Here is a 16,335-nt window from a genome sequence, read left to right as displayed (position 1 = left end):
AGACTATGTCAGGGGACTAAGTGCAATGATTTCGGCCGTGCAAGGACGTTTTGCCAACCTCGGTATGGCGAAAAAACTGGGTGTCGGGTTTGTACTGGTGCTGCTGTTGACAGCCTTGGTGGCAGCCATCGGCGTATGGTCCCTGCAAACCATCAGCCAGCGCTTCGACGGGCTCAAGCAGATGTCGTCGCTCAACAGCGGTTTGCTCAAGGTGAGACTGCTCGAGCAGGAATACGCCTTGCACGGCAATCCGAAAACCGCTGATGCGCTGCGCGAGGGCGTTGACGGCCTGATTGCCCTGGCAACCCAACTGAAAGCGGCGTCTGCGGCCAACGTGCCGGTGATGAATGACGTCGAGCAGTCCCTGGGGGCTTACCGCAAGGCCTTCGACGAGTTCGTCTCGCTCAGCCAGGCCAAGGACCTGGCACTGGAGATGGCCAGTTGGTCGGTGTCCAGCGTAGCCAACAACCTCGATGTGCTGCAGGCCGGGCTGGCCGATGACGGCGCTTATGCCTTGAAGGAGTCCGAAGGCAAGGACGGTGGGCAGTTCATCGAACAAGCCAATCAGGTTAGCCAGGTGTCGCGGTTGATGTTGCAAGCCATGAACGAAGCGCGTGTGCGCCTGGACCAGAGCCGCAAGGGCGACGACAGCGCAGGGCAGGGCAAGATCGAGCAGGCCGACCAGGCACTGACCCAGGCCGAGCAGCTGAAAACCACGGTCAAGGATGAGGGTTACCAAACTGTCCTCAATGAAGTGGTCGGGCACATTGGCGGATTCAGCGAAAAACTCGCCGAGTACACCGGCCTGCTGGCGCAGGAAAAAACCGTCTATGAGCAACTCCATCAGCGCGCTTCTCAGGTGGTGGAGCGGGTGGATCAGGCTTATGTCGCCGAAGACCAGTCGATGCAGGCGGAGCTGAAAAAGAACTCGCTGCTGATCATTGGTTCCTCGGCGCTGGCGCTGCTGGTCGGGCTGATTGCGGCCTGGGTGATTACCCGGTTGATCGTGGCACCGCTGCGCAGTGTGATCCGTGTTGCTCAACAGATTGCTGCTGGCGATTTGAGTGCGACGATTGAAGTGACCCGTCGTGATGAGATCGGGCAACTGATGCAGGCCATGCAGCAGATGGGCGCAGGGCTTAGCAGTATTGTCAGCGGTTTGCAGGCGGGTATCGAACAGTTGGCCAGTTCAGCGCAGTCGCTGTCAGCGGTGACCGAGCAGACCAATCTTGAAGTCAGCAGCCAGAAGGAAGAAACCGAACAGGTTGCTACCGCGATGAATCAGATGACCGCCACCGTGCACGACGTTGCGCGTAATGCGGAGGAGGCCGCTCAGGCAGCGCAGACGGCGGACGGCAAGGTTGAAAGTGGTCAGCAGGTGGTGCGCCAGAGCATGGCGCGGATCGAACAGTTGGCGGATTCAGCCACCTCGGCCAGTTCGAGCATCGAAAGCTTGAGTGCCGAGATCCAGAACATTGGCACAGTGCTGAGCGTCATCAAGAGTGTGGCCGAGCAGACCAATCTGTTGGCCCTCAACGCCGCGATCGAGGCGGCTCGAGCCGGCGAGCAGGGCAGGGGCTTTGCGGTGGTAGCCGATGAAGTGCGGGCCCTGGCCAAGCGCACTCAGCAATCGACCGAGGAGATTGAACGACTGGTGAGCGCCTTGCGTTCGGCGGCTCAGTCTTCTGTTCAGCAGATTCAGAACAGTGGCGAGCTGGTGAAACTGGCGGTGAGTGATGCGTTGCAGACTGAGAGTGCGCTGGGGAGTATTGCAGCGGCAGTGTCTTTGATTCAGCAGATGAACCAGCAGATCGCAGCAGCTGCCGAGGAGCAGAGTTCAGTGGCTGAGGAGATTAATCGCAGTGTCACGAGTATTCGGGCCAGTGCGGATCAGTCTTCGTTGGCGATGCAGGGGAATGCGGCTTCCAGTATTGAGTTGGCGCAGTTGGGGATTGAGTTGAAGGGGATGGTGGGGCACTTTCGGCTCTGATTTTGGAGCTGTGTTTTGTTGACTGAGTACATATCCGTTGCTGCGGTAACGGCTACTTAGGGTTTCGCCCTTACGGCGACTCACTTTTTTTACAAGCGCCTAAAAAAAGTAAGCAAAAAAACGCTCGGGTATGACTCACCCACATAGGTAACAAAACAGTTCAAGCACATAGGTAACAGTTTTTAACTGGTACTGGTCGATTCCGAGGATCTGACCATGCCGTGGCGAGAGCTGAAACCTATGGACCTGAAAGTGATGTTCATCGCCGACTATTTGTCCGGGCGACTCAACTTCAGCCAACTCTGTGCGGCTCACAGCATCAGTCGCAAAACCGGTTACAAGTGGGTGGCGCGCTACAACGCGGACAGCGTTAATGGCTTGGCGGAATGCAGTCGCAAGCGGCATTCCCAAGCTCAGGCGGTGCCGTTTGCGGTCAAGGAGGCCATTCTTGAGCTACGCGCCCAAGGACAAACCACTCCGGGCCCGAAGAAAATTCAGACGGCCTTAAGTGAGCGTTTTCCGGATCAGCCCCCGCCCTCGAAAACCACGATCTACAACGTGCTAAAAAAGGCGGGGCTGGTGACGCCGCGGCGTTTACGTCAGCGTGTCGCTGTCTATCCCAAACCGCTTCAGAAGGCCGATCGCCCAAACCAGCTCTGGAGCGCTGATTACAAAGGTCAATACCTGACGGGAGACGGTGTCTGGTGTTACCCGTTGACGGTAATGGATCACTCCAGCCGATTCTTGTTGGCCTGCGAAAGCATGCCCAGCACGACCTTCAAGGCCGCTAAGGCGACCTTTGAAAGGCTGTTCAGGACTTACGGGATGCCTGAACGTATTCGCACGGACAATGGCGTTCCTTTTGCCAGCGGAGGACGTGCTGGTTTATCACAGCTATCCATCTGGTGGGCCCATCTGGGCATCATCCATGAAAGGATTCAACCTGGTCGACCAGAGCAGAACGGGCGGCATGAACGCATGCACCGCACGCTGAAAAGTACACTGCCAAGACCGCCGGAAATTGAGTGGGGAGCCCAGCAGAAGCATTTTGACCTGTTCATGCAGCACTACAATCATGAACGTCTTCATGAGGCTCTGGGGCAGAAAACACCGGGATCGTGCTACACAAGCTCTTTACGAGCTTATCCGGAAAAGCTGCCGGAGATGAGATACCCAAGCCATGTTGAGGCTTACCGGACGGACTCAAACGGGGTGGTGAACAAAGGAAGGCTTAGAATCTATGTTGGCTATGTGCTTAAACATGAAATGGTCGGATTGGAGAGCGTCAGCGAGGGTGTTTGGGACATCATTTTTGGGCCGGTAGTACTAGGCCGCGTTGATGAAAGGGACGCCAAAGATGCTTATCTGACGCTCAAAGTAATCAGAAATAAGTGATCAGGTGTTACCTATGTGACTGAACTGTTTTGTTACCTATGTGGTTGATCCCTTCACTCGCCCCGAGCGTCCGGCCCCTCGCTTAGGCTCGGCGTTCCTTCGCTCCGGCATTCATCTGGGGGCATCGCCTCCGGTCGGCTTCGCTTCGACCTCCTCTCGATGTGTGCGGCTTCGCCGCACGGCGCTTCGCGCCTACCCCCCAGATGAACACCTCCACTCAGCCTGCCGAAGGGGCGGGTGGATCAAGATCAAGAGCTGCAGGCGAGCTAACGCTCGGCCTGTTGAGTGGTGAAAAAGCGGATGATGTACGCCGCTTTGCTTCTGTAGGAGCATGGCTTGCCCGCGATGGCGGCCTGACAGCCGACCAATTAGTCGCAGATGTACACCATTCCCCTGTGGGAGCGAGCCTGCTCGCGAAGGCGACCTGACAGCCGACCAATTAGTCGCAGATGTACACCATTCCCCTGTGGGAGCGAGCCTGCTCGCGATGGCGGCCTGACAGCCGACCAATTACTCGCAGATGTACACCATTCCCCTGTGGGAGCGAGCCTGCTCGCGAAGGCGACCTGACAGCCGACCAATTAGTCGCAGATGTACACCATTCCCCTGTGGGAGTGAGCCTGCTCGCGATGACGGCCTGACAGCCGGCCTGTCTTTCCTGGATGTACACGCCAAACTCAACGCAAAAAAAGCCACCTGTTCAGGTGGCTCTCTTTTCTGCTTTCTCTGATCAGTCGTAGATCACTTTTTTCTTCCAGTCCGCATCGGCCTCGACGTCTTTGAGGCCTTCGGTCAGCTGGTTCACTTCGCCTTCTACCGGGGCGATGTTGTCCATGACTTGTGCGTTGGCGCGAGCCAGGAGTTTTTCCAGGTATTCCAGCTGTTCGGCGTAGACCTGGGGTTCCTGTTGTTTGCGCAGGTATTGCACGCCGCGTTCGAACGCAAGGCGGGCCTGGCCGGGCTGGTTCTGTTGCAGGGCGTGCTGGCCGAGGTTGTTGAAGAATTCGATGTGCAGCAGGACCAGGATGTGGCGAACTTCGCGGATCCAGCGTTTGGCTTCGTTGGTTGGCAGGAAGCCGTCCTGTGCGGCGCGGGTGATTTGGCCGTGCAGGGCTTCGAGCAGGAAGCGTACGTCTTTGGCTTTGGCTTCGGTCTGGATCGGTGCCGGCGGGTTGTTGACCGGGATCGATTCGCCCTGGCCGACCAAGGCGCTCAGTTCGCCAATCCGTGCCTTGAGGTTGGAGCTGGTTTTTTCCAGATTGAGCAGGCGTTGACAGACGTTCAATTCCAGACGGGTCAACAACAGCTTGAGGCCCGGTGTCATCAATTGGCCGGGAAAGGTCTCGGTGATTTCGCCGCAACGACGCAGACGATCGTTGAGCTCAACTTTGGCGCGGGCCTTTTCCAGCTTATTGTTTTCCACCACATGGTTCATGTAGCCAATGGCGATCAATAGTGCGATCCCGGCTACGACTAGCAGGGTGATCATGAGTGGTGTCACCGGTAAGACCTCTTTATGGGGTTCGCGTGCGAGTGTAGTGGCTTGGCATTGGGACGCATAGCGCCGCTCGGCGAGTTGAATCGGCGACTGCACTGCCTGTATCGGCCGCGTTCCTGCTTATATAAGTAATAGCGTGCGAGGTGCACATTGCCATCATCTTGGGCGTGGGTGGACTATAACGTCTTGGCGGGTGCCAGAATATAGGCGTCAAACCCCGGGCGACGGAAAAGCCCGATTAGTGTCTCAAAGCAGGGCGAAGTCATTGATTTAAATAAATTTATATCTGGGGGTTGACGACCCCTCAATCCATCCATAGAATGCGCGCCACTTACAGCGTAAAGCACACAGCGAAACGCGGTAGGAAGTGAATGTTGTACGTGTGTCCCCTTCGTCTAGTGGCCTAGGACACCGCCCTTTCACGGCGGTAACAGGGGTTCGAGTCCCCTAGGGGACGCCATATGCGGGAATAGCTCAGTTGGTAGAGCACGACCTTGCCAAGGTCGGGGTCGCGAGTTCGAGTCTCGTTTCCCGCTCCAATTTTAAACAGCGTTGCTTTCGGGCAGGGCTGAGTGAAACCAGAACCAGCATCTTCGGATGCGGATTTGGGCACTGAAATACACACCATGTGTTTCAGTTAGCGTGTCCCCTTCGTCTAGTGGCCTAGGACACCGCCCTTTCACGGCGGTAACAGGGGTTCGAGTCCCCTAGGGGACGCCATTTGCGGGAATAGCTCAGTTGGTAGAGCACGACCTTGCCAAGGTCGGGGTCGCGAGTTCGAGTCTCGTTTCCCGCTCCATATTTAACAAAAACGCCGCTCAATGAGCGGCGTTTTTGTGTGCGCGTATAAACCGCATCAACCGCTGAGGCTTTGAACCAGGCTTTCGAGCGCTTCAGTGGTTTTTTCATCTAGCACCATTTGCGCAGCTGCAGTCGCTCTGAGTTGGCGTGCCAAGCGGTATTCACTGGGCGTGCAGTTTGCGAACTGTTTGAAGGCACGTGCGAAGTAGGAAGGATCCTTGAAGCCGGCCTCATAGCCGATGCTGGTAATAGGCATCTGGCTGTTGTCGAGTAGTTCTTTGGCGAAGTTCATGCGCTTGTTCAAGATGTAATCCGTGAAACCAAGTCCATTGGCTTCCTTGAACAGGCGGCTGAAGCGAAATGTCGTCATACCGCAGCGCTGCGCCAAATCCCTCTGATCAATGCTGTCCCGAAAGTGCTGCTCGATGTACAGCATGATGTTGCTCAGCGCCTGATGTTTTTGGTGCCCGGAGGTCAGCCGGATGCTGTCCGGCAGGGTCGGGGAGTGATCGATCAGCGGTGTCTTGCGGTGGTCGATGACATTCCGGCGCAGCTCGCAGAGCTGAACTACAGCCGTCAGGTAGCGACTCCTCTCGGAGACCGAGAGGGGGAGCACTATGTATTCCCAGACGCTGGAACGCATGGCCCAGACGGCCAGTTCTTCTGAGTGCTGTACGGTGAACATGGTGATTGGGATGGCCGGTGCGCTGCGTTTGATCTCCAGCAACAGCCTCAGGCCTGGTGTGTCGGGGCGATCGAAATGGATGCAGATCATGTCTGCGTGTTCCCCGATGGGCAGCACGGAGTTTTTCGCCAGTTTGCAGTCGCAGGTACCCTCGAACTGCGCGATGAGTTCTTTCGTGGATCGATCATGAGTCAGATCGAACCATAGGAGCGTTGGCCTTCTGGTCAAGTTGGACGTCATGTCTCTACTCTTGGATTCTTAGTGACTCTTTACGCTAAGCAGTATCGACAATGTGCCATCACCTTGCAGATTTAATCTCGATAAGAAAGACGAGTTTTAGTTCTATTCGCTATATGTATTTCCTGAAAAGCAGCCGCGGGCGACTGTTTGTTCGTGTGTTGTCGATGAGCCCGGGTTGAACCGCTTATCGCTTGTGAATTAATGACAATCGCATTTGCCCTGCCATGCCTTGTTTACCCCTCCCGTTACTTCTGCAAAGGCCAATGACCCCTATTTGGCCGCTCCGCAAAAAAGTCCTAGCGATGTGCAAAATCCTCCTAACGCCTATGCCTTCACACTGACTAGGGTTGCATCAGGCAGCACAGAAAGTACTGCTTCCGGAAAAACAACATTCGAGTGAGGTGGGCAAAATGAACATGCAAACAATCAAGGCTTCGGTAGTGAAGTTCGCCAAAGACGAAGATGGTCTGACCATTGTGGAATACGCGGTGGCGGGTGGGCTGATTACGGTGGCTGTCGCCACAGCGTTCGTGACGCTTGGTGGCCAGGTAAATACCAAGATCACAGCGCTGTGCACCGCGGTTAAAGGTGGCGTCGCCTGCTAATTCCCGCCGGGGGACGCGTCGATGTCCATGGAATAACCGGCTGCCTCTATTTCTGATAGGGCGCCGGGCAACTTTCTTAATGGATTTCGCGTTGTCCCTGCCAACTTACGTTATGAGCGGCATGGCCGCTGGAGTGATCAAAATGACTCTACAAACAATCAAGGCTTCAGTACTGAAGTTCGCCAAAGACGAAGACGGCCTGACCATTGTGGAATACGCGGTGGCGGGTGGGCTGATTACGGTGGCTGTCGCCGCAGCGTTCGTAACGCTTGGGGGCCAGGTAAATACCAAGATCACGGCGCTGTGCACCGCGGTCAATGGTGGGGCCGCTTGCCCATAACAATAAGTCGCATCGGGAGACGCACCATGTCCATGGAATTGCTGGTCTCGACTGTTTTACTGCTAGGACTGCTGGGCGTCGCGGTGGTGAGCGATCTGCTTCGCCACCGTATTCCCAACATGCTGGTCCTGTTGGGCCTTGCCCTGGGAATGGCTGGTCAAGTCTATTCAGGCGGTGTCAGCGGATTGGGTGACAGCCTGTTGGGTATGCTGATCTGTTTTGGGATGTTTCTGCCGATGTACGCCGTGGGTGGCATGGCCGCCGGTGACGTCAAGTTAATGGCCATGGTCGGCAGTTTTTTACCGGTTCATTACGCATTGTGGGCTGCCATGTTCAGCCTGATTGCCGGCGGCGTATGCGGTTTCCTGATCGTGCTGTTCCGCGGTCAATTACTTCAAACCCTGGGGCGTTATTGGCTGATTGTGAGGGCGCAGGCTTATCTGGCGCCGACTTCCGATGAAGTAGCCGGCAAGCCTTTCCCTTATTCGATTGCAATCCTGATCGGCACTTTAAACAGCGTCTACTGGCAACTGGTTGCCGGTGGATTGGGAGCTTAGTCATGCACGTCATCGTCGATAGTGATGCCTACCCCTGCGATCGGGACGCGGTGCAACGACTGGCTCCTCAGCCATGCACAATCCGCGAGACGGGTCTGACCGACAGTTTTCTCGGTGAGTTGGTGTGCAAGCATTTGTTTGATGCCGGCGTGCTGGACATGTCGCGGCTGGTGGAACGCCTGGCGCTGACTGGCGCGGTACTTGAAGAGGTCCTGGCGTTTCTGCGCAAGGACGGTCGTGTCGAAGTGCTTGGCCAGGTAAGTCAAACGGGCGGGCAGATGTTGCGTTATGGCTTGACCGAGCGCGGTCGCAGTGCCGCCCGCGATGCCCTGTCGCGCAGCGGCTATATCGGTGCGGCACCTTTCCCGGTGAGTACCTACCGTTCCCTGCTCAAAATACAGACCATTCACCATGGTCGCATCAATGCCAACGATATGCGCAATGCCCTCACGGGCGTAGTGCTTACGGAGGGGATGCTCGATCAGTTGGGTGTGGCGATGAACTCCGGGCGCGCGATCATGATTTATGGCCCTGCGGGTACCGGCAAGACCTATGTCAGCAGTCGGCTGATTCGTCTGTTTGACGAGGCCATCTGGGTGCCTCATGCCATCGTCATCAACGAGGCGGTGATCGAGATCTATGACCCGCAGGTGCATCAGCGGCTCGATGACAACACTCAGCAGAACAATCTGATGCTCAACGAAGGGATCGACCGTCGACTGCTGTGCTGCAAGCGCCCGATCGTCATTACCGGCGGTGAATTGAGCATGGAGCAGCTGGACGTTCGCTATGACCCTTTCACCCGTCAGTACCAGGCTGCCTTGCAGCTCAAGGCCAGCAATGGCCTGTTCATCATTGACGACATGGGGCGCCAGCGCATGGCACCCGCCGAGCTGTTGAATCGCTGGATCGTCCCGATGGAAGAGAAACGCGATTTCCTCAACCTGGGCGGCGGTCGGCATTGCGAACTGCCGTTCGATCTGATTCTGGTGTTTTCCACCAACCTCAATCCTCTGGAACTGGCCGATGAGGCCTTCCTTCGCCGGATTGGCTACAAGCTGCAGTTCGGTTACCTGAAGCCCGAGGAGTACGAAAAGATCTGGCGCCAGGAAAGCGAGCGTCTGGGCATGCCTTATGACCAGCTGCTGGTGCGTTATGTGCTGCAAAGGCTCTATGCAAGTGAAGGCATGCCCCTGGTGCCTTGCCATCCCCGTGATCTCCTGAATATGGCGCTCGATCGTCAGCGTTATATGGGCGGTTCCGGACCACTGTCACCGCAAGATTTGGAATGGGCCTGGCACAACTACTTCGTCCAGCTCAACTTTCTTTGATACGGAGATACTGACATGAGCTCTCGTACTCTTTCCCTGATAGGCGTTTCCCTGGTCATGGGCCTTGGCGCTGCATGGATGGCCGACACTTGGCTGAGCGCACGTCTCAACGCCAGCCCGGACGACCACCTTCGAAGCGTGGTGGTCGCCACGGTAGAGATTCCATTCGGGCAGATGGTCGAGGCCCAGCAGGTCACGACCGTACGCATGCCCATGGACACGATCCCGGACGATGCCTTCGATTCCAGCGAAAAAGCAGTGGGCAAGATCGCTACGTTCGACATTTTGCGGGGCGACATTGTGCGCGGTGCGCGTCTGAGTGAGCACCTGGGTGGCAGCACCCTGGCCTCTTTGATTGCCCCCGACAAGCGCGCCATATCGGTACGTGTGGACGATGTGGTCGGTGTCGGCGGATTCCTGTTGCCGGGTAACCGGGTCGATGTCCTGGCGACCAAAACCACCAGTGCCGGCAGTAACAGCGCCACGTCCAGGACCATCCTCGAGAACTTGCGGGTGTTGGCGGTGGATCAGACGGCGGGTACCGACAAGACCCAACCAGTGGTGGTGCGCGCAGTGACGCTGGAGATGTCGGCCTCTGAAGCGGAAGCCCTGGTCACGGCGCAGACGGAAGGCAAGTTGCAACTGGCGCTGCGTAACCCACTGAACCTCGAGAAGAAAACCGCAGCCGTTGCGCCTGTTGCGCCTGTTGCGCCGGCCATGGTTGTGGCCGCCGTCGCGGCGCCAAAACGCGTGGTACAGCGCAGCAATGGCGAGGATGGCGGGTCTATTACCGTTATCCGCGGGACCGAATCCAGTGTAGTCAAACGTTGACAGGGCGGTAGGGGTGCCTGGGCACCAAAGTATTGGCGGAGCCGATCCGGATCAGTATCGGCAAACGAGGGCTTGAAGATGAATAATCGTATTCAGCGGCCGTTCACTGCGACGCCATGGCGCCAGGAAGGATCGGTGAGTGTATTGATGGTGTTTGCGTTGGCGGTGATTGGCATGATGGCGGCGCTGGCTTTGGACGGCGGGCATATGATGCTGAACAAAACGCGCCTGCAGAATGCGGTGGACGCCGCCGCCCTGAGTGGCGCCAAAACCTTGAGTCAGGTGGTAGGTGGTACCAACATTGACACCGTGACGCAGGCTGCCGCGCTCAATACGCTGATGCAAAATGCCAATGCCACGGGCAACAAGGAATTGGCAACGGCTATTGGCGGCAACGCAGGCACATTTGCAACGGTGGAACTGGCAACGAGCGTCTATGGACCTTTCTCCTTTCCTGGGCCTTCGGGTGCCAAGTACGTTCGGGTATCGGTATCGAACTATAGCCTGACGGGATTTTTCTGGAACTTCGCTCAGGTATTCGGCTCTGGCGGCCTGGGGGCCAAAGCGGTGGCGGCGATCGCCACCGCTGGACCCAGCCCTACCAGTCCTTGTGATCTCTCACCTTTGATGGTCTGTGGCGACCCGACTCAATACAACCCGGGCGCTGGCATGTTCTGGGGCTTCCAGTTTGGTGATTTGAAGGTATTGAAGACGGCTGCCGGCAATTCGTCGCCCATTGGTCCAGGCAACTTTCAGTTGCTCGACTTTGGCTCGGGCGGCAGTACCGTCAGGGAGGACCTGGCCGGAGGTGGCAAAGAATGCCGCAATGTGGGGGACAATGTCCTGACCGCCCCTGGTAACAAGGTCGGCCCTACCTCTCAAGGCCTGAATACGCGCTTCGGCATCTACAACGGCCCGGTCAGCGCCTCGGACTATCCACCGGACCTTGTGACCACGTCCAGCAACCCCGCAATCACTTACGACGACTCAGTCTCCCCGCCACAAGCGAAATACAAGGGGCAAACCGTCACCTCGAGCAACGGCAATCTCACCGCGGGCAGCAACGCGATATTCGACTACAACGACTGGCGTGCAAGCACTGCCGCGTGTGTGGCAGGGGGCAGTGGCTGTCCCAGCAATGGGGTGTTCGAGCGCCGGATGATGAAAATCGTGGTGGGTAACTGCACCGGGAAGCAGGGCGGTTCAACCTTGATCCCCGTCCTGGGTTTCGGCTGCTATTACGTGGTGCAGCCAATGGACGGCGGTGGTGGGGACGCGCAGATCTTCGGACAGTTCGTGAAGGAGTGCGAGGGCGATAACGTGGCAGGCCCCTCGCCGTCAACCGATTCCGGGCCGCAGATCATTCAGCTCTACAAAACCTATCTCACCGGCAGCAGCACTCCGAGCACTGACTCGTAGGAGGCGTCATGAGACTTCACGGGTTTAAACATCCGCAGCGCCAGCAAGGCCTGGCCATGGTGGAGTTCACCCTCGTCCTGCCGGTGTTGCTGTTGCTGTTGCTGGCCTTCGGTGAATTCGGCCGCATGCTCTATCAATACAACGTGCTGCTGCAGGCCAGCCGCGATGCCGACCGTTTCGTCGCTAGCCAGGCCTGGAACTCGACGCTTGGTCAGGTCGCTCTGAGCAGTACGCTACTGACCCAGACGAAAAACGTTGCGGTCTATGGCGTGCCGGCCAATACCGGGACCGCTGTGGTGTCAGGGCTGACGACAGGCAACGTGGTCGTCGCCGCAGTGGGTACCGACCATGTGCGGGTCACCATCACTTATACGTTCTGCCCGGTGATTGGCGGTGGCAATTGTGGCGGCTCGATTCCGGGTTTCTTTGGTAATCAGATTGCGCTGAGCATTCCGCTGGTTGCCACTACCGTGATGAGGGCACTGTGATGAATAGAAAACACATGCGCGGCACCTATACGGTGGAGTTCGCCTTCATTGGCCTGCTGATGTTCACGCTGTTGTTCGGCGTGTTGGAAATGGGCCGCCTGTACTTCACGGTCAATGCACTGGATGAAGCCGTACGGCGTGGTACGCGCCTGGCTTCGGTGTGCAATATCAGCGATCCGGTGGTTCTGCGGCGGGCGATATTCAATGCCGCGACCAATGCAGGTACGAGCCAGCTGATCGGCAATCTGGCCACCACCAACCTGACGTTGACCTATCTGGACGTCAATGGTGCTCTGGTGGCCAACCCCGCTGACCTGGTCAGCGTCAATGGTTTTCGTGCCATCCGCTATGTCCAGTTGAGTCTGCAAAACTTCGTATTCAATCTGCTTATTCCCGGGCTCAGCGTGCCCATTACCTTGCCCCCATTCAGGGCAACGTTGCCACGCGAAAGCCTCGGGCGTCATTCCGGTTCCGGGGAGATCACGCCATGCTGAATACCAAGGAAACTCCAGTCTCCAGTTCGACCGGCAAAGCCGGGCTCAGGTTGCTGATCAGTAGCCGTGACGCCAGCTCTTTGCGCGACCTGCAGAGCGTCTGCCAACGCATGCCCAGCCTGGAGGTGAGTACTCGCCTGGTAAGCAATGGGCATGTCGACCCGCTCTACGGTCTGGACCGGATGCCCGATCTGTTGCTGTTGCGCGTTAGCGACCTGTGGCGTGAAGAGCTGTCGGCACTGTTGCAGCGCCCGGCCCATGAGCGTCCGCCGATGCTGGTGTGCGGACTGCTGAGCGAACAGGAAGCCATGCGCCTGGCGATGCAGGCCGGTGCCCGGGACGTGCTGCCGGAGCCCATAGCCGAGACCGAACTGGTCGCCGCCTTGAATCGCCTGGTCACGGAAGTTCGGACCGGCAGTGGGGCAGAAGGAAAATTGATCGCCGTGATAAGCGCCAAGGGCGGCTCTGGCGGAACCCTGCTGGCCTGCAACCTGGCTCAGCAACTCAGCATCAAGGGTGGCAGCACCCTGTTGCTGGATATGGACCTGCAATTTGGCAGCGTGACGCATTATCTGGATGTGGCGCAGACGCACAGCCATCTGGAGGTGTTGCACCAGATCGACGGCATGGACAGCGTCGCGTTACGCGGTTTTTGCAGTCACTTCAGCCCGACCCTGCATGTGCTGGGCGGTCGGGCCGGTGAGCTGTGTTTGCCGCAGGATACCCAACCCGAGCAACTTGACACCCTGTTGCAGTTGGCCCGCGCCAGCTATGGCTGGGTGGTGATCGACCTGCCGCGGCAAATCGATCACCTCACCGGCTCTGTGCTGGAGCAGGTGGATCGGGTGTACGTGGTGGTGCAACAGAGCGTCAGCCATCTGCGCGATGCCAGCTCCCTGGTGCGGATTCTTCGCGATGACCTGGGCGTGCGTGGGGATCAATTACAGATAGTGGTCAACCGCTATGACAAGGCGGCAGCAGTCAGCCTCAAAGATATCGGCGAGGCGCTGCGCTGCACCAATCTGTCGAAGTTACCCAACGACTTCAATCTGGTCAGCCAGAGTCAGAACACTGGCGTGCCGTTGGGGCTGCATGCGCCGAGGGCAGCGATCACTGCTGCACTGCGCAACATGACCGAGGACCTGATCGGTCAACAGGTGGCCGGCAACAAAGGCTTGCTCAAACGTGCCTTCAACCGTTTTTTCGGGGGATGACCCATGATCAGCGACTTTCGTAACCGCTTGCGCAAACAGTCCGGTAAACCCGCCGCTGCCCAACCGGGCGACGACCTGTTGGACCCGGTAGAGGAAATCATGGCGTGGGAGCGTACAGTGCCAGACGTTCTTTACGAAACCAGAAGCCAGGTCACCCCGGTGGAGGCCGAATGGCGGGAAAAGATCTACCAGCAGTTGCTCAAGGTCATGGACCTGTCCTTGCTGGACTCCCTTGAGCAGGCCGAGGCTACTCGGCAGATTCGCGATATTTGCTTGCGCCTGCTCGATGAGCATACGGCACCGGTGAGTACCGCCAGCCGCCAGTTAATCATCAAGCAGATCACCGACGAGGTGCTCGGCCTGGGTCCTCTGGAACCGTTGCTGGCCGATCACAGCGTGTCCGACATTCTGGTCAACGGCTTTGCCTCGGTCTATGTCGAGCGCTTCGGTAAACTGCAACGGACCGATGTGCGCTTTCGCGATGATCAGCATTTGCTGAACATCATCGACCGCATCGTCTCCAGCCTGGGGCGGCGTATCGACGAGTCCTCGCCGTTGGTGGATGCCCGGCTCAAGGACGGTTCGCGGGTCAACGCGATTATCCCGCCGCTGGCCATCGACGGCCCGAGCATGTCGATCCGGCGCTTTGCGGTGGACCTGCTCAATACCGACAGCCTGATCCAGGTGGGGACGTTGACCCCGGCCATTGCCCTGCTGCTCAAGGCGATTGTCCGTGGACGCTTGAACGTACTGATTTCCGGCGGTACCGGTAGCGGCAAAACCACCATGCTCAATGTGCTGTCCAGTTTCATTCCGCAAAACGAGCGGATCGTCACCATCGAAGACTCGGCTGAACTGCAACTGCAGCAGCCCCACGTGGTACGCCTGGAAACCCGGCCTTCGAATATCGAGGGGCGTGGTGAGGTGAGTCAGCGGGAGTTGGTGCGCAACAGTCTGCGGATGCGTCCGGACCGCATTGTGATCGGCGAAGTGCGCGGCGTCGAGGCGCTGGACATGCTGACAGCGATGAACACCGGCCACGACGGCTCATTGACCACGATCCACGCCAACACCGCGCGCGATGCGTTGGGGCGGGTCGAGAATATGGTGTCGATGACCGGGGCGACCTTCCCGATCAAGGCCATGCGTCAGCAGATCGCTTCGGCCATCGATGTGGTGATCCAGCTGGAACGCCAGGAGGACGGCAAGCGCCGGCTGGTCAGCGTGCAGGAAATCAACGGCATGGAGGGCGAGATCATCACCATGACCGAAATATTCTCCTTTGCGCGCCAAGGCATGGGCGAAAACGGCGAGGTGCTCGGCGATTATCGTCCCAGCGGCATGATCCCGGCCTTCCGCGATGTGCTGGCCAAGCGCGGCATCGAGTTGCCGCTTACGATGTTCAGGCCTGAGTGGATGGAGGCACGGCAGTCATGAGCCATATTCCTGGTGAATTCATTCTGATGTTTCTCGGCATGGTGTTTATCGCTGTGTTCCTCCTGTCCCAGGGGGTGGTGGTGCCGGTGTTCGGCGAGGCCGGCAAGATGCGCAAGCGCATCCGCGGCCGTTTGCATGTTCTGGAGAAAGCCAACAATCTGCCCAACATGCAGACGGTGTTGCGGCAGAAATACCTGACGCGCTTATCGCCACTGGAGGCCATGCTCGAGCAGTTGCCCTTTATGGCGAGCCTGACCCAGGTGATCGAGCAGTCCGGTCATGAGTATCGTGCTTATCGCGTGCTGTTGCTCGGGCTGTTCCTGGGCGCCTGTGCAGGCATCTCGGTCTTGATGATCTCGTCAGTCTGGTGGATGGCGCTGCTGGCGGGCGTCGGAGTGTTCTGCGTACCACTGCTGAAAATATCTCGTGACCGTGGCAAACGCTTCGCTGCGTTTGAGGAGGGCCTGCCGGATGCACTGGATGCCATGTGCCGTGCCCTGCGCGCTGGACACCCGTTCAACGAAACCCTGCGCCTGGTCGCCGAGGAGCATAAGGGGCCGGTCGCTCAGGAGTTCGGTCTGACCTTCGCCGATATCAACTATGGCAACGATGTACGTCGGGCCATGCTCGGCCTGCTTGAAAGGATGCCGAGCATGACGGTGATGATGCTGGTGACCTCGATCCTCATCCATCGCGAGACCGGCGGTAATCTGACGGAAGTGCTGGAGCGTCTGAGTCGGCTGATTCGCGGGCGCTTTCGCTTTCAGCGCAAGGTCAAGACCCTGTCGGCGGAAGGACGGATGTCGGCCTGGATACTGGTGGCGATTCCCTTCGTGCTGGCGATCGCGATCATAGTCACCAGCCCCAGTTACCTGCCTGTGCTGGTCAATGATCCCATAGGCCATAAGCTGATCATCGGGGCGTTCAGCGCCATGTTGCTCGGGATTCTCTGGATACGCAAAATCATCCGGATTCAGGTTTAAGCGGTATTCGCTACCAGGAGGTACAGA

The 16,335-nt window shown here is 57.9% G+C and carries 15 protein-coding genes, 4 tRNA genes and 1 pseudogene; 18 read left to right on the top strand and 2 right to left on the bottom strand.

Annotated elements, in window-relative coordinates:
- Positions 1-25: 25 nt before the first annotated feature.
- The 3 genes and pseudogenes from PMI27_RS32490 to PMI27_RS14825 form a co-directional block, all read left to right on the top strand.
- Positions 26-1,129 (top strand): annotated as a pseudogene (locus PMI27_RS32490) (HAMP domain-containing protein); the annotation flags it as partial.
- Positions 1,109-1,990, top strand: coding sequence for a methyl-accepting chemotaxis protein (locus PMI27_RS32485; RefSeq protein WP_443200786.1), 882 nt, complete (start codon positions 1,109-1,111; stop codon positions 1,988-1,990). The pseudogene PMI27_RS32490 and the gene PMI27_RS32485, both read left to right, overlap by 21 nt.
- Positions 1,991-2,206: 216 nt before the next feature.
- Complete coding sequence (locus PMI27_RS14825; RefSeq protein ID WP_024164571.1) at positions 2,207-3,385, top strand: integrase core domain-containing protein; 1,179 nt, start codon at positions 2,207-2,209, stop codon at positions 3,383-3,385.
- A gap of 730 nt (positions 3,386-4,115) precedes the next feature.
- Here the strand turns inward: PMI27_RS14825 and PMI27_RS14830 are convergent.
- On the bottom strand, positions 4,116-4,874 hold the full coding sequence (locus tag PMI27_RS14830; RefSeq protein ID WP_033053231.1) for a hypothetical protein: 759 nt from the start codon (positions 4,872-4,874) through the stop codon (positions 4,116-4,118).
- 393 nt (positions 4,875-5,267) lie between these two features.
- Here PMI27_RS14830 and PMI27_RS0229470 point away from each other — a divergent pair.
- From PMI27_RS0229470 to PMI27_RS0229455, 4 genes are all read left to right on the top strand, one after another.
- Positions 5,268-5,343 (top strand) — tRNA-Glu (locus tag PMI27_RS0229470).
- A 3-nt stretch (positions 5,344-5,346) separates the two neighbouring features.
- Positions 5,347-5,422, top strand: a tRNA-Gly gene (locus tag PMI27_RS0229465).
- Positions 5,423-5,527: 105 nt separating this feature from the next.
- A tRNA-Glu gene (locus PMI27_RS0229460) sits at positions 5,528-5,603 on the top strand.
- Positions 5,604-5,606: 3 nt separating this feature from the next.
- Positions 5,607-5,682, top strand: a tRNA-Gly gene (locus tag PMI27_RS0229455).
- A gap of 57 nt (positions 5,683-5,739) precedes the next feature.
- On the opposite strand, the gene PMI27_RS14835 is transcribed toward PMI27_RS0229455, so the two are convergent.
- A complete protein-coding gene (locus tag PMI27_RS14835) occupies positions 5,740-6,609 on the bottom strand; it encodes a helix-turn-helix transcriptional regulator (protein WP_008152443.1) in 870 nt (289 codons plus the stop codon).
- Positions 6,610-7,019: 410 nt separating this feature from the next.
- Between PMI27_RS14835 and PMI27_RS14840 the strand changes: the two genes are divergently transcribed.
- From PMI27_RS14840 to PMI27_RS14885, 11 genes are all read left to right on the top strand, one after another.
- On the top strand, positions 7,020-7,214 hold the full coding sequence (locus tag PMI27_RS14840; RefSeq protein ID WP_008152440.1) for a Flp family type IVb pilin: 195 nt from the start codon (positions 7,020-7,022) through the stop codon (positions 7,212-7,214).
- A 142-nt stretch (positions 7,215-7,356) separates the two neighbouring features.
- Positions 7,357-7,554: a Flp family type IVb pilin gene (locus tag PMI27_RS0229450; RefSeq protein WP_033053370.1), complete on the top strand. Its 198-nt coding sequence runs from the start codon at positions 7,357-7,359 to the stop codon at positions 7,552-7,554.
- A gap of 26 nt (positions 7,555-7,580) precedes the next feature.
- Positions 7,581-8,111 carry an A24 family peptidase gene (locus PMI27_RS14845; protein ID WP_008152435.1) on the top strand — a complete coding sequence of 177 codons (531 nt, stop codon included), beginning with the start codon at positions 7,581-7,583 and terminating at the stop codon, positions 8,109-8,111.
- A 2-nt stretch (positions 8,112-8,113) separates the two neighbouring features.
- A complete protein-coding gene (locus PMI27_RS14850; protein WP_008152433.1) occupies positions 8,114-9,442 on the top strand; it encodes a hypothetical protein in 1,329 nt (442 codons plus the stop codon).
- A 15-nt stretch (positions 9,443-9,457) separates the two neighbouring features.
- The gene (cpaB, locus tag PMI27_RS14855) at positions 9,458-10,273 is read left to right on the top strand and encodes a Flp pilus assembly protein CpaB (RefSeq protein ID WP_008152432.1); all 816 of its coding nucleotides are present in this window, start codon (positions 9,458-9,460) and stop codon (positions 10,271-10,273) included.
- Between the two features lie 78 nt (positions 10,274-10,351).
- Positions 10,352-11,692, top strand: a complete 1,341-nt coding sequence (locus PMI27_RS14860) for a TadE/TadG family type IV pilus assembly protein (RefSeq protein ID WP_008152429.1) — start codon at positions 10,352-10,354, stop codon at positions 11,690-11,692.
- Positions 11,693-11,700: 8 nt separating this feature from the next.
- Positions 11,701-12,180, top strand: coding sequence for a TadE/TadG family type IV pilus assembly protein (locus PMI27_RS14865; RefSeq protein ID WP_008152427.1), 480 nt, complete (start codon positions 11,701-11,703; stop codon positions 12,178-12,180).
- Positions 12,180-12,674 carry a TadE/TadG family type IV pilus assembly protein gene (locus tag PMI27_RS14870; protein WP_008152425.1) on the top strand — a complete coding sequence of 165 codons (495 nt, stop codon included), beginning with the start codon at positions 12,180-12,182 and terminating at the stop codon, positions 12,672-12,674. Before PMI27_RS14865 ends, PMI27_RS14870 begins: the two co-directional genes overlap by 1 nt.
- A complete protein-coding gene (locus PMI27_RS14875) occupies positions 12,668-13,888 on the top strand; it encodes an AAA family ATPase (protein ID WP_008152423.1) in 1,221 nt (406 codons plus the stop codon). Before PMI27_RS14870 ends, PMI27_RS14875 begins: the two co-directional genes overlap by 7 nt.
- Before the next feature lie 3 nt (positions 13,889-13,891).
- On the top strand, positions 13,892-15,325 hold the full coding sequence (locus PMI27_RS14880) for a CpaF family protein (protein WP_008152421.1): 1,434 nt from the start codon (positions 13,892-13,894) through the stop codon (positions 15,323-15,325).
- The gene (locus tag PMI27_RS14885; RefSeq protein ID WP_008152419.1) at positions 15,322-16,308 is read left to right on the top strand and encodes a type II secretion system F family protein; all 987 of its coding nucleotides are present in this window, start codon (positions 15,322-15,324) and stop codon (positions 16,306-16,308) included. Before PMI27_RS14880 ends, PMI27_RS14885 begins: the two co-directional genes overlap by 4 nt.
- Positions 16,309-16,335: the final 27 nt, after the last annotated feature.

Origin of the sequence: Pseudomonas sp. GM41(2012), from assembly GCF_000282315.2 — a bacterium.
GTDB lineage: Bacteria > Pseudomonadota > Gammaproteobacteria > Pseudomonadales > Pseudomonadaceae > Aquipseudomonas.
Note: the sequence above shows the minus strand (reverse complement) of the source record. Positions and strands in the feature narration are given on the sequence as shown.